The sequence below is a fragment of the Pseudomonas sp. F9001 genome, assembly GCF_013385435.1.
Lineage (GTDB): Bacteria > Pseudomonadota > Gammaproteobacteria > Pseudomonadales > Pseudomonadaceae > Aquipseudomonas.
In genome coordinates, this window is the sequence record NZ_JACAPX010000011.1 from 17,316 (window position 1) to 31,401 (window position 14,086).

Here is a 14,086-nt window from a genome sequence, read left to right on the forward strand (position 1 = left end):
AGGCCGGGATGAGTGATATCTCGGCCACCAAGTGCGAGCTCTATCACCCTGATCTGTCAGGCCAGGAGCTGGAGGCGATTAAAAGTACGAAGCGCTCAGCATTGGAAACCTACAGCGTTTCACAACTTTGGTCGGTGGCATGGACTGAGTAAATTGGTCAGGCGCTTCGCTCGTGAATTATTCAGCCAGTTGTTTGAATTGCCTCGCCAACTCCAACACGACTCGGCCGCTATTCGCGGTGGGCACCAAATGGGTAAAGGGAATATCGATCATCCGGTTCTCCCGCACCGCCCGCAAACGCGACAGCACCGGGTCGGTGGTCAGCAACTGACGTTTGCGGCTGGCCGGTGACCACAGCGCATCCGCCAGCAAAATTACATCCGGATCACTCATCAGCAGGGTTTCGCTGCTCACGGTGACGCGGTATTGGTTGATCCCGGCGAATAAATTGCGCGCACCAGCAGCCGCCACCAACGTGGTGACGAACCCACGCCGGCCTTCGCTGTCCAGCCCGTTGACCTCACTGTCCAGGTAGAACACCGACAGCGGTTTACCTTCGCCCGCCAGTGCCTGGGCACTGGCCAGGTCGGCGTCCATGGCATCGCTCAACGCCCGCGCCCGTTGCTGTTTGTGCACCAGGGCGCCGAGGGTAAACAGGTCGTTGCGAATATGCCCGAAGTAATCCAGCGAGTGCCCGTCGCACGCCGACTCCAGCAAGTACGACCCAACCCCGTTGCCTGCCAACCCTGTGCGGGAGGTGACACCAGTGCCAAAGGCAGTGGCGAATCCACCGACCACCAGATCCGGTTTCTGCGCATAGAGCACTTCGCTGGACGGGTACTTGGGCGCAATCACCGGCACGCCGAAATACTCGCCGTGTCGGTGGGCCACACCGTTGTCATCCAGATACGCCACGCCCACCAAGGCCGGGCCGACATCCAGCGCCAACAGCAGGTCTGCGGCATGCTGGTTGAGGGCCACGATGCGCGAAGGCGGTGAGTGGGCGGCGGTCCAATCCTGGTTGCAGTTGCGAAAGCTGTCGGCCAATACCGATGGCGCGCAGAGCAGGGCGCCCAGCAGCAGCCACGAGGCCTTCATGGGCGCTCCTTGATCAGCAGATCCTCGACGACTTCGCCGCCCACCAGATGCACTTCCACCAGCCGTTGCACATCGTCTTTGTTGTGCACGCCGTACCAGCAAGTGTCCGGGTACACCGTCACGATTGGCCCCAGGTTGCACGGGAACTGGCAGTGGGTGCGTGTCAGCAGCACGCCGCCAGGCTTTTCGATGCAGTCGTGTTGCAGCAGGTGGCGGCGCAGGGTTTTCCACAGTTGCAGCGCGCCACGCTGCGTACAGCGTGGGCCAGTGCACAGGAACACGTGACGGGCGTGGTCAGGCACGTGGGACCAGTCCGGATGAGTTTCCACGGGCGTACTCATCAGAAGCGATACGTGTAGCGTACTTCGGAGGTGAACGGCCGCCCGAGGTTGTCGACGTTGCTGGCGCGGCTGGTGACGTAATCGCGGTCGAACAGGTTTTCTACCAGCAGGCTCACGCGGTGTTGGTGGGCGTTGTCGAGGTAGCGATAGGCGTCGGCATCCACCACGGTGTAGTTGCCGTATTCGACCTTTTTCGAGCTGGCGATATCGCCGATGTAACGCACGGCGGTGCCGGCGCCCCACAGGCGGTCCGCCGATTCATAGCCGACCCGCGAGCGGGCGAAGAAGCCCGGGATATCGTTGATGGTGACACCCGCACGGGACTCGGTGAGGTTGCGGGTCATGTCGGCCTGCACGCTCCATTGTTCATTGAGCTGCAGCTTGGCGTCGGCCTCGAAACCACGCATCTGGATCTGCCCCTGGCCGTTGACCCACTGGATATCGTCCAGGGTGATCAGGTCGGTGATCTTGCGTTTGAACAGCGTGACGCTGGCGCTGAAGTCCCGGGCCAGCAGGCTGCCCTTGTAGTCGATGCCCAGTTCGGCGTTGCGGCTCTTCTCCGGCTTGAGGTTGCGGTTGCCTTTCTCATCGTCTTCGTTGACGAACAGTTGCTCGGCGTTTGGCAGTTTGTAGGCAGTGCCGTATTGGCCGCGCAGGGCCCAGTTGTCGTTGAGGTCGTAGAGCGAAGTGAGCATGCCGACAGTGGCGCTGTCGCCGCCGCTCATGGCTTCGTGGCGTACGCCGATGCTCGGGTGCCAGTTCGGCAGGGCTTCAATAGTCGGGCGCAGTTGGGTGTACAGCGCGTGGGCCTGGGCCTTGTTGTCGTCGATGATCAATACATCGTCCTGGCCCTTGAACCACTGGTTATCGGACCCGAATACCAGCACGTGCTCGCCGGGCAGCACGGCCTTGCCTTCGGCCTGCACGCCCCAATCGGTGAAGCCCCAGTAGTCGTTGTGGTTGATGACCCGGGTGCCGCCGCCTTCGATATTGTTGATGCGGGTGTAGCGCGTGTCCCAATCATTGATATGCCCTTTGACGAAGTAGCTCAGGCGCTCGTTGATGGTTTGCTCGAAGGTGGCCGTGGCGATCTGTTGCACGCGGTCGTTGGTGGTCTTGTGGTTGTCCACCGGGCGGGCGAAATCGAGGTTGGCGTCGGCGTATTGGTAAAACAGTTCCAGGCGCGTGTCATCGCCAAACGACTGGATCGCCTTGGTGCCGAAGGTGGTGACTTCGTAGGAGCGCTTCTTGTCGCTGACGTTTTTCATGTCGCGGTTGCGAAACGGCTGGTAGCCCTCGGAGGCGTTGCGGCTGACGTAGGCCAGCAAGCCGAGGTCGCCAAATCCGTTATTGAAAATCTTCTCGACCCGGGCGTCGCCGGTGGTGCCGCCGAAGGTGTCGGCACCCAGGTTCACCTCGCCGGACGCCTCGCGGGTTTGCGGGCTGCGGGTAACGATGTTGATCACTCCCGACACCGCCTGGGTGCCGAACAGCAGGCTCTGGCCCCCCTTGAGCACTTCGATGCGCTCGATGGCGTTGGCGGGCAGGGTGTCCAGGTACAGGCCGCCGTACAGGCGGTTGTTCAGGCGCACGCCGTCCAGCAGGATCAACGTGTCATCGTTGCGCCCGCCCAGCAGGGAATAGGTGCCGTAGTCGAACGGACCGTTCTTGGGGGCCACGTACAGGCCGGGGATGAACATCTGCATCACGCGCGACACATCGGCGGCGGGGCCGGCGCGTTCGATCTGTTCGCGGGTGACGATCTCGACCTTGCTGCCGTACTGGGCCATGTCGGCCACGGTAGTGGATTCCACCGACGGTGCGGAAATGATCTGCTGCTTGAGCTCAAGGGGAGGGTCGTCGGCCAGCAGCAGGGGGCTGAACAGGCAGCCGAGCAGCAGGCTGGGCACGGACGTATTGTAAGGTCGAATCATAGTCTTCTCGGAAAAGTATCTTTCGCGAAAAGCACGCACGAGTAGGTACCGAGCACACGCCAATACCGGCCCATGCCCGCCCACCGCAGGATTTTGCCAAACAGAATTCCAGGCCGGTCTCCGGGCTCACGCGTATGGACACCTTCACCTTCCCATGGCGCGCAGGCCACAGTGGTGTGTCGAAGGAATCACGCGTCTACCGTTGCGGGGGCAGCACCGGACTGGCTCGAAAAGAGCGGCACCGGTTTCCCGTTTCACCCCATGCACGGCGGCATGAGGCACCTGAAACAGGCCGGCATCTGAACATTCGAAAGACCGTTCGTCAACTTGGCGGGTACTTTTCCGGCGGTTGCCAGGGAAGCGACTGACGGATATTGCCAGAAAATTCCCACAGGAGTACAAATGTACTCCATGAAGAATCTAACGCCCCGCCGTACCGCCATCCTGACCTTTATCCGCGACCGTATCGCGCAGCAAGGCCAGTCTCCCAGCCTCGCCGAGATCGCCGAGGCGTTCGGCTTTGCCTCCCGCAGCGTGGCGCGCAAGCATGTGCTGGCGCTGACCGAGGGCGGCTTTATCGAGGTCAACCCCAACCAGGCGCGCGGCATTCGCCTGCTCAATCAGCCGGCGCGGCCGGAGCTGTTGGACATCCCGGTACTTGGCCGGGTAGCTGCCGGCTTGCCCATCGGCGCTGACGCTGAAGTGCACAACCGCCTCTTACTCGACCCGGCCATGTTCGCGAAAACTCCGGATTACCTGCTGCGGGTGCAGGGCGATTCGATGATCGAAGACGGCATCCTCGATGGCGACCTGGTGGGCGTACGCCGCAGTGCCGAGGCCTTGAACGGGCAGATCGTGGTGGCGCGCCTGGACGGTGAAGTCACCATCAAACGCTTTGAACACGTCGGCGAGCGCGTGCGCCTGCTGCCGCGCAACCCCGCTTATCAACCCATCGTGGTGCGGCCCGATCAGGACCTGGCCATCGAAGGGGTGTTCTGCGGTTTGGTGAGGCAAGGCTGATGGGCGCCGTCGTTGCACTGGACTCGCTGTTCAATGGCGGCCGGGTCTGGAAAGGCCGGCCCGCCGCGCCCCCGGCCAGCGTCCATCCCACCGGGCTTGCGGCCCTGGATGCGGTGCTGCCCAGCGGTGGCTGGCCGGAAGCGGCGTTGAGCGAAATCCTGATGGCGAAGGAGGGCGTGGGCGAGTTGCAACTGGTGTGGCCGACCCTGGCGCGGTTGTCGGCGGCCGGCGAGCGCATCGTACTGGTGGCGCCGCCTTACACACCGTACCCCCACGCCTGGCAAAACGCCGGGGTGGATGTGCGCCAGCTTTCCGTGATCCAGGCCGATGAACGTGATGCCCTGTGGGCCGTGGAGCAATGCCTGCGTTCCGGCAGTTGTGGCGCGGTGCTGTGCTGGCCGCGCAAGGCCGATGACCGCGCCTTGCGCCGCTTGCAGGTGGCGGCGGAAACCGGCCAGACCCTGGCCTTTGCCTGGCGCTCCTTGAACGAGGCCATCAACCCGTCACCGGCCGCGTTGCGCCTGGCGGTTGAGGCGAGCCCTGCGCAAGTGCGGGTGCTCAAGTGCCGGGGCGGCCTGGCCCATCCCGCGCCCATTGCGCTTGGGCACTGAGGTTGGCATGCGCTGGGTGTGTATTGTGTTCCCGCAATTGGCGCTGGACGGGGTGCTGCGTTCGCGCCCCGAACCGGACCAGCCGTTGGCCCTGCTGGCCGGCACGCCGCAGCGGCGGGTGCTGCAAACCGTCAATGACGCCGCGCGCAAACTCGGCCTGCGCCCCGGCCAGTCGCTGACGGCGGCCCATGCCTTGACCAAGGCTTTTGCCTGCGCCGAATACGACCCGGCGCAGATCGAATACTGGCAGCAGTTTCTCGCCGCCTGGGCCTACCGTTTCAGCTCCCAGGTCAGCGTGTTCTACCCACGGGCGTTGCTGTTCGAGATCGAGTCGAGCCTGGGCCTGTTCGGGCCCTGGCCGTTGCTCGAAGCACGCTTGCGCAAGGAGCTGACCGAACTGGGGTTTCGTCACCGCATCGTCGCCGCGCCGAACCCGGCGGCGGCGCGGATATTGGCGAATGCCTACGACGGCCTGGCCGTGGCCGATGAGCAATACCTGCAACACGCCCTGGCACCGATCCCCATCGACCGCGCCGGCCTCGACCCGCAAGCCGCCAGCGCATTGTCGCGCATGGGCTTGCGCACCCTGGCCCAGGTGCAGGCGTTGCCTCGGCATACCCTGGCCCGGCGCTTCGACGCTGCGCTGCTCAAGCACCTCGATGCACTGTGCGGCCAACGGCCCCTGGCGCTGGCGTTCTACCAGCCGCCGGACCGGTTTGATGTGCGCATCGAGCTGAATTTTGATGTGTTGTCCCACCAGGCCTTGCTGTTTCCCTTGCGCCGTTTGACTGGCGACCTGTCGGCGTTCCTGTGTGGCCGCGACAGTGGCGTGCAGCGTTTTGACCTGCACCTGGAGCACGCGGCCGAGCCCGACAGCGTGATCAAGGTCGGCCTGCTCAGCGCCGAGCGTGACGCGGCGATGCTGTTCGAACTGGCCCGTGGGCGCCTGGAGCAAGTGCAAGTCACCTCGCCGGTGCGCGGCTTTCGCCTGGTGGCCCAGGACCTGCCGGTGTTTGTGCCCCAGCGCCAGGACCTGTTCGACGAGCGCCCGCAACAAACCCTGCCGTGGGAACAACTGCGCGAACGCCTGCGGGCGCGGTTGGGGGACGAAGCGGTGCAAGGCCTGCGCTTTCACGCCGACCACCGCCCAGAATGCGCCTGGCAAGCCGGTGCTGATCTTCGCCCGTGCTCACCCTCAAATAACGTGCAACGCCCGGGCTGGTTGCTGCATGAACCGACGCCTCTGGCCGAGCAAGGTCTACACATCCTGATGGGCCCGGAACGCATCGAGTCCGGCTGGTGGGATGGCGCCGATGTGCGCCGCGATTACTACCTGGTGCGCACCCGCGCCGGCCAGCAGGGCTGGGCTTACCGCACCGTGGGCGAAAGCGGCACGCTGTGGCTGCAAGGCTGGTTTGCATGAAGTACGCGGAGCTGCACTGCCTGTCCAACTTCAGTTTCCAGCGGGGCGCCTCCAGTGCCCGCGAGCTGTTTGAACGGGCCAAACAGCAGGGTTACGAGGCGCTGGCCATCACCGATGAATGCACCTTGTCGGGCATCGTCCGTGCCTGGCAGGCGGCCAAGGAAGTCGGGTTGCCGCTGATTATCGGCAGCGAGATGCGCCTGGAAAACGGCCCCAAGCTGGTGCTGCTGGTGGAGAACCTGGAAGGCTATCAACACCTGTGCCGGCTGATCACCATCGCCCGTCGCCGTGCGGAAAAAGGTCACTACCGGTTGCTGCAGGAAGACTTCACCGCGGTACACGGCTTGCTCGCGTTATGGATGGTCGAAGACACCGACACCCAGGCCCATATCCAATGGCTGCGCAGCACCTTCACCGATCGCCTGTGGCTGGCGGTGGAACTGCATTGCGGCCAGAACGATGCCCGTCACCTTGAGCAACGCCTGAACCTGGCCGCCAGCCTGCACCTGCCGGCGGTGGCCTGCGGCGATGTGCATATGCATGTGCGCGGTCGCCGTGCGTTGCAAGACACCATGACCGCAATCCGTCACCACGTCCCGGTGGCCGAAGCCGGCGCGCGCCTGCATCCCAATGGTGAACGGCACTTGCGCAGCCTCGATGCATTGGCCGCGCTGTACCCGGCGCACTTGCTGGAAGAGTCCCTGAACATTGCCCGGCGTTGCACCTTTGACCTCGGCCAATTGCGCTATCAATACCCCAGGGAGTTGGTACCTGAAGGCCAGGATGCAAAATCCTGGTTACGCACCTTGACCGAGCAAGGCATCGCCCAGCGTTGGCCGAAAGGGGTCGACGCCAAGACCCTCCAGCAGATCAATAACGAATTGGAACTGATCAGCGACCTCGGCTACGAAAGCTACTTCCTCACCGTACACGACATTGTGCGCTTCGCCCGCAGCCGTTCGATCCTGTGCCAGGGCCGTGGCTCGGCGGCCAACTCGGCGGTGTGTTTTGCCCTGGGCATCACCGAGATCGACCCGAGCCTGATGAACATGCTGTTCGAGCGCTTCCTGTCTCGCGAACGCAACGAGCCGCCGGACATCGACGTGGACTTCGAGCACGAACGCCGCGAAGAAGTGCTGCAATACGTCTTCCAGCGCTACGGTCGTACCCGCGCCGCGTTGACGGCGGTGGTCAGCAGCTACCACGGCGCCGGCGCGGTGCGCGACGTGGCCAAGGCCCTCGGGTTGCCGCCGGATCAGGTCAACGCCCTGGCCGACTGTTGTGGGCGCTGGAGCGACGAAGCACCGCCCCTGGAACGCTTGCGCGAAGGTGGTTTCGACCCCGACAGCCCGGTGCTGCGCCGGGTGCTGACCTTGACCCAACAACTGATCGGCTTCCCCCGGCACCTGTCCCAGCACCCCGGCGGTTTCGTGATTTCCGAACACCCGCTGGACACCCTGGTGCCGGTGGAAAATGCGGCCATGGCCGAGCGCACCATCATCCAGTGGGACAAGGACGACCTTGACGCCGTGGGCCTGCTCAAGGTGGACATCCTCGCGCTGGGCATGCTCAGTGCGATTCGCCGCTGCTTCGACCTGCTGCGCCGCCATCGCAACCGGGACATGAGCCTGGCTTCGGTGCCCAAGGAAGATGCGGCAACCTACGCGATGATCAGCAAGGCCGACACTATCGGCGTGTTCCAGATTGAGTCGCGGGCGCAGATGTCGATGTTGCCCCGCCTGCGCCCGGAAAAATTCTACGACCTGGTCATTGAGGTCGCCATCGTGCGGCCGGGGCCCATCCAGGGTGGCATGGTGCATCCTTACCTGCGGCGGCGGAACAAGGAGGAAGAAACCACCTACCCGTCGCCGGAACTCAAGTCCGTACTGGAGCGCACCCTGGGCATCCCGCTGTTCCAGGAACAGGTCATGCAGATCGCCATGGTCGCCGCCGATTACACACCCGGCGAAGCCGACCAACTGCGCCGTTCCATGGCCGCCTGGAAACGCCACGGCGGCCTCGAACCCCATCAGCAACGCCTGCGCACCGGCATGCTGAAAAACGGCTACAGCGAAGCCTTCGCCGCGCAGATCTTCGAGCAGATCAAGGGCTTTGGCAGCTACGGTTTTCCCGAGTCCCACGCCGCCAGTTTCGCCTTGCTGACCTATGCCAGTTGCTGGCTTAAATGCCATGAACCGGCAGCGTTCGCCTGCGCCCTGATCAACAGCTGGCCCATGGGTTTCTACAGCCCCGACCAGATCCTGCAGGACGCCCGTCGCCATCATTTGCAGATCCGCCCGGTGGATGTGCAGGCCAGTGACTGGGATTGCAGCCTTGAGCCGATCGAAGGCCAGCAACCGGCGATTCGCATGGGCTTGCGCATGATCTCCGGGTTTCGCGAAGAGGATGGCCGGCGTATCGAAATGGCGCGCCAGGCCCGGGCGTTTTTTGATATTGCCGACTTGGGCGAGCGTGCCCAATTGGACACTCGCGCCCAGGAACTGCTGGCGGATGCCGGTGCCTTGCGCGGCCTGGCCGGGCATCGGCACCGGGCGCGTTGGGAGGTGGCCGGGGTGCAGAAACAACTGGGCCTGTTTGCCGGTATCGCCAGCCCGGAAGAGGCGGTGGTGGAGCTGCCGCAGCCGACAGTCGGCGAAGATTTGTATGCCGACTATGCCAGCGTCGGCACCACCCTGGGCCCACACCCGTTGGCGCTGTTGCGCGATGAACTGCGCGCGCGGCGTTGCCGCAGTTCCAGGGAATTGCTGCGGGTTGAGCATGGCCGCAACGTCAGCGTCGCCGGCCTGGTCACCGGTCGACAGCGCCCGGGCACGGCCAGCGGCGTTACCTTCGTCACCCTGGAAGATGAGTTCGGCAATATCAATGTGGTGGTCTGGCGCGATCTGGCCGAGCGCCAACGCCAGGCGCTGGTGGGCTCGCGGTTGCTCAAGGTGGATGGCCGCTGGGAAGCGGTGGGGGAGGTTCGGCACCTGATCGCCGGGCGCTTGACCGACCTGACCCCGTTGCTGTCGGGCATCAGTGTGCGCAGCCGGGACTTTCGCTGAGCCGGCCCTTGCTCCTTCCTGCCGGCATAAGCAATATGCGATGAAACCAACCGCCGCTGCCGGGCTCAAAGTTTTCATCGCCGCCCACCTTTTATCTTTTGCAGAGCCGACCGATGCAGTTTTTATCCAATACCCACGGCTGTGAGGGTTGGGCTGGGGAAATGGCCCAGAGGATTCGTGCTTTCGATTGGTCCACCACCGACCTCGGCCCGATGAGTGCCTGGCCCTCCAGCCTGACCAGCGCCGTGCAGATGATGCTGGCATCGCCCATGCCCATGGTGATGCTGTGGGGGCACGCCGGTTACATGATCTACAACGACAGCTATTCGGTGTTTGCCGGCGGTCGCCACCCTTATCTGCTGGGTGCGCCGGTGGAACTGGGCTGGCCGGAAGTCGCCGACTTCAACCGCAATGTGGTCGACACCTGCCTGGCCGGCGGCACCTTGTCCTACCGCAACCTGCCCCTGGAACTGTTGCGCGACGGCCGCCCGGAAGAAGTCTGGATGGACCTGTATTACAGCCCCGTGGCCGGTGACGACCAACAACCGGCCGGGGTCCTGGCGATTGTGGTGGAGACCACCGAACATATGATCTCCGAGCGCCTGCGCCAGGAACTCACCCACAACCTGGAGCAGCGCGTGGCCGCGGAGGTGCAGGCCCGTTCCGCCGCCGAAGAACAGTTGCGTCAATCACAGAAGCTGGAAGCCATCGGCGGCCTGACCGGCGGCGTGGCCCACGACTTCAACAACCTGCTGCAAGTGGTCGCCGGCAACCTGCACCTGCTGGCCCGGCATGAGCCGGACAACCCCCAGGTGCAGCGCCGTGTCAGCGCCGCCATCGCGGCAGTGGAACGTGGGGCCAAGCTGACCTCGCAACTGCTGGCCTTCGCCCGTCGCCAGCCATTGTCACCGGCGGTGTACAACCCGCTGCGCATCTATGAAGGCCTGGGCGAGCTGCTGCAGCGGGCGCTGGGAGAAACCATCCACATTGATGTGCAACTGCCCCAGGATCCATGGTGCATTAACGTCGACCGCAACCAACTGGAAAACGCACTGCTCAACCTGGCGATCAACGCCCGGGATGCCATGAAAGGCGAGGGCGTGATTCGGATCACCGGCGAAAACATTATTCTCAACCCTCCGGATTGCGCCGGTAAAAGCATCAACCCCGGTGAATATGTGCGCCTGGCCGTCGCCGACAGCGGCGCCGGCATGTCACCAACGATCCTGGCACGGGCCTTCGAACCGTTTTTCACCACCAAGCCGAATGGCCACGGTACCGGCCTGGGCCTGAGCATGGTGTTCGGGTTCGTGCGCCAAAGTGGCGGGCATGTTGAGGTCGAGAGCGTGGAGGGCAGCGGTACCGTGGTGCAGATGTATTTCCCGCGCAATTTGGGAGAGCCGGAAAACCACGATGCGCCCGTCGAGCTCACACAACCCACCGGCGGCCATGAGACGATCCTGGTGGTTGAGGACAACGAAGGCGTACGCGCGGCCGCGGTGGAATTGCTCGAACAATCCGGCTACACCGTGCTCACCGCCGAAGACGGCGACCGGGCCATGCTGATGCTCCAGGCCGGCCTGCAACCGGACCTGATCTTCACCGACGTGGTGATGCCGGGCCGGGTCAAAAGCACCGACCTGGCCGAGTGGGCGCGCAGGCAAGTGCCGGCGATAGCGGTGCTGTTTACCTCCGGGCATACCCGCGACATTCTTTCCAGCAACCACCTGCTGGGCAACGACATTCACCTGCTGAGCAAACCCTATGGCCCGGATGACTTGGCGCAACGGGTGCGCTCGGTACTGACCTCCCGAATGATGTGACGAATGAAGATCCAGCCAGCAACACCAAACCACTGTGGGAGCCGGGCTTGCCCGCGATGACGGTGTGCCAGTTATCGAATGGGGTGCCTGACACTCCGCCATCGCGGGCAAGCCCGGCTCCCACAGTTGATCTTCACTGCCTTGAACACACCGATAAGGTTACCCATGACTTCCCAGCGCAACCTGCCACCAGACACCTCACTCACCACCCAACGCCCTGGCTTCGTGCGGGTACGAGGTGCCCGGGAACACAACCTGCGCAACGTCGACGTGGACATCCCCCGCGACGCCCTGGTGGTGTTCACCGGCGTGTCAGGCTCCGGCAAGTCCTCGCTGGCATTCTCCACCGTCTACGCCGAAGCTCAGCGCCGCTACTTCGAATCCGTGGCGCCCTACGCCCGCCGCCTGATCGACCAGGTCGGCGTACCGGACGTCGACTCCATCGAAGGCCTGCCGCCCGCCGTGGCCCTGCAACAACAGCGCGGTACACCCAGCACACGTTCATCAGTGGGCAGCGTCACCACCTTGTCCAGCCTGATCCGCATGCTCTACTCCCGCGCCGGCAGTTACCCGGCGGGGCAACCGATGCTGTACGCCGAAGACTTTTCCCCCAACCTGCCCCAGGGCGCCTGCCCGCAATGCCACGGCCTGGGCCGCGTGTACGAAGTGACCGAAGCCCTGATGGTGCCCGATCCTTCCCTCACCATCCGCCAGCGCGCCGTGGCGTCCTGGCCGTTGGCGTGGCAAGGCCAGAACCAGCGCGACATCCTCGTCACCCTGGGTTACGACGTCGACATCCCGTGGCGCGACCTGCCGAAAAAGCAGCGCGACTGGATCCTCTTCACCGAAGAAACCCCCACCGTACCGGTGTACGCCGGCTTCACACCGGCCCAGACCCGCGACGCCCTCAAACGCAAACTCGAGCCCAGCTACCAGGGCACCTTCACCGGTGCCCGACGCTACATCCTGCACACCTTCACCCACTCCCAAAGCGCCCTGATGAAAAAGCGCGTGTCGCAGTTCATGCAAGGCAGCCCGTGCCCGCTGTGTGAAGGCAAACGCCTGAACAAGGCCGCGCTGTCGGTGAAATTTGCCGGCGTGGACATTGGCGAGCTGTCGCAAATGTCCCTGCTGCAACTCGCCGAACTGCTGCGACCGGTGGCCGAAGGGCAGGGCGATAAAAAGCTCTCCGTGGAAAAACGCCTGGCTGCCCAACGCATCGCCCAGGACCTGCTCGAACGCGTCAGCACCCTGACCGACCTCGGCCTCGGCTACCTGGCCCTGGAACGCAGCACACCAACCCTGTCCTCCGGCGAACTGCAACGCCTGCGCCTGGCCACCCAACTGGGCTCGCAACTGTTCGGCGTAATCTACGTGCTCGACGAACCTTCCGCCGGCCTGCATCCCGCTGACGGCGAAGCCCTGTTCGCCGCCCTCGACCGCCTGAAGGCCGCCGGCAACTCACTGTTCGTGGTGGAACACGACCTGGAAACCATGCGCCGGGCCGACTGGCTGATCGACGTCGGCCCGGCTGCCGGTGAACACGGCGGCCAGGTCCTGTACAGCGGCCCACCCGCCGGCCTCGCACAGATTGAAGCCTCGCAAACCCGCGAATACCTGTTCGCCGAAAAACGCCCGGTCAGCCAACCACCGCGCCAACCCACCGGCTGGCTGAGCCTGGAAGGCGTCACGCGCAACAACCTCAACGACCTCAGCGTGGACTTTCCCCTGGGCTGCTTCACCGCCGTCACCGGCATTTCCGGCTCGGGCAAATCCAGCCTCGTCAGCCAGGCGCTGTTGGAACTGGTAGGCGCAGGCCTGGGCCGCGTGGTGGAAACCGAAGACGAACCCAGCCTCGAAGACGACGCCCCGCAAACCAGCGGCGGCCGTATCAGCGGCGGGCTGGAACACATTCGCCGCCTGGTGCAGGTGGACCAGAAACCCATCGGCCGCACACCGCGCTCCAACCTCGCGACCTACACCGGCCTGTTCGACAACGTACGCAAACTGTTCGCCGCCACACCCGCGGCGAAAAAGCGCCATTTCGACGCCGGGCAATTCTCTTTCAACGTCGCCAAAGGCCGCTGCCCGAACTGCGAAGGCGAGGGGTTTGTCAGCGTTGAATTGCTGTTCATGCCCAGCGTGTACGCGCCATGCCCGACGTGCCACGGGGCGCGGTACAACCCGGAAACGTTAGCAATCAAGTGGGAAGGGCTGACCATCGCCCAGGTACTGGGGCTGACGGTTGAACAGGCGGTAGGGGTATTTGCCGAAGAGCCGGGTGTGCTGCGTTCGCTGCAAGTGCTGCGGGATATTGGCTTGGGGTATTTGCGCCTTGGCCAGCCGGCCACGGAGCTGTCGGGCGGGGAAGCGCAGCGGATCAAGCTGGCGACCGAGCTGCAACGCAATGCCCGGGGCGCGACGTTGTATGTGCTGGATGAACCGACGACCGGGCTGCATCCGCGGGATGTGGACCGGTTGTTGAGCCAGTTGAATCATCTGGTGGAGGCGGGGCACACGGTGATTGTGGTGGAGCATGAAATGCGCGTTGTGGCCCAGAGTGATTGGGTGATTGATATTGGGCCGGGGTCCGGGGATCGAGGCGGGAAGGTGGTGGTGAGTGGCACGCCGCAGAAGGTGGCGAAGAGCAAGAGCAGCCGGACGGCGCCGTTTTTGGGGCGCGAGTTGGGCTGAGTTTTGCTCGACATGCGCCAGGTTCGCCGGCAGCTTCGTGATTGCCCGAGCGTTCGGTAGACTGCCCCGATTTTTTC

9 protein-coding genes and 1 riboswitch are annotated in these 14,086 nt (G+C 64.1%); of the genes, 6 read left to right on the plus strand and 3 right to left on the minus strand.

Annotation, left to right across the window (positions count from 1 at the left end; all coding sequences use genetic code 11):
* Window positions 1-177: 177 nt before the first annotated feature.
* The 3 genes from HX818_RS08840 to HX818_RS08850 are packed head-to-tail and all read right to left on the minus strand — an operon-like array spanning window position 178 to window position 3,373.
* Entirely contained in the window at window positions 178-1,098 is a 921-nt protein-coding gene (locus tag HX818_RS08840) for an ABC transporter substrate-binding protein (RefSeq protein WP_177019852.1), read from the minus strand.
* Window positions 1,095-1,427 carry a ferredoxin gene (locus tag HX818_RS08845; RefSeq protein WP_008432571.1) on the minus strand — a complete coding sequence of 111 codons (333 nt, stop codon included), beginning with the start codon at window positions 1,425-1,427 and terminating at the stop codon, window positions 1,095-1,097. Before HX818_RS08845 ends, HX818_RS08840 begins: the two co-directional genes overlap by 4 nt.
* A gap of 11 nt (window positions 1,428-1,438) precedes the next feature.
* Complete coding sequence (locus tag HX818_RS08850; RefSeq protein ID WP_177019853.1) at window positions 1,439-3,373, minus strand: TonB-dependent siderophore receptor; 1,935 nt, start codon at window positions 3,371-3,373, stop codon at window positions 1,439-1,441.
* A 93-nt stretch (window positions 3,374-3,466) separates the two neighbouring features.
* Window positions 3,467-3,674: riboswitch (cobalamin riboswitch) on the minus strand.
* 101 nt (window positions 3,675-3,775) lie between these two features.
* Here HX818_RS08850 and lexA point away from each other — a divergent pair.
* The 6 genes from lexA to HX818_RS08880 all read left to right on the plus strand — a co-directional run bounded on the left by lexA (window position 3,776) and on the right by HX818_RS08880 (window position 14,009).
* Window positions 3,776-4,393, plus strand: a complete 618-nt coding sequence (gene lexA / locus HX818_RS08855; protein WP_177019854.1) for a transcriptional repressor LexA — start codon at window positions 3,776-3,778, stop codon at window positions 4,391-4,393.
* Window positions 4,393-5,004, plus strand: coding sequence for a translesion DNA synthesis-associated protein ImuA (gene imuA, locus HX818_RS08860; protein ID WP_017475309.1), 612 nt, complete (start codon window positions 4,393-4,395; stop codon window positions 5,002-5,004). Before lexA ends, imuA begins: the two co-directional genes overlap by 1 nt.
* A gap of 7 nt (window positions 5,005-5,011) precedes the next feature.
* Window positions 5,012-6,427: a DNA polymerase Y family protein gene (locus HX818_RS08865; RefSeq protein WP_177019855.1), complete on the plus strand. Its 1,416-nt coding sequence runs from the start codon at window positions 5,012-5,014 to the stop codon at window positions 6,425-6,427.
* Entirely contained in the window at window positions 6,403-9,492 is a 3,090-nt protein-coding gene (locus HX818_RS08870) for an error-prone DNA polymerase (RefSeq protein ID WP_371315704.1), read from the plus strand. The genes HX818_RS08865 and HX818_RS08870 overlap by 25 nt, the downstream gene beginning before the upstream one ends.
* Before the next feature lie 113 nt (window positions 9,493-9,605).
* The gene (locus HX818_RS08875; RefSeq protein ID WP_177019857.1) at window positions 9,606-11,315 is read left to right on the plus strand and encodes an ATP-binding protein; all 1,710 of its coding nucleotides are present in this window, start codon (window positions 9,606-9,608) and stop codon (window positions 11,313-11,315) included.
* Window positions 11,316-11,480: 165 nt separating this feature from the next.
* Window positions 11,481-14,009 carry an excinuclease ABC subunit UvrA gene (locus HX818_RS08880; protein WP_177019858.1) on the plus strand — a complete coding sequence of 843 codons (2,529 nt, stop codon included), beginning with the start codon at window positions 11,481-11,483 and terminating at the stop codon, window positions 14,007-14,009.
* Window positions 14,010-14,086 lie beyond the last annotated feature (77 nt).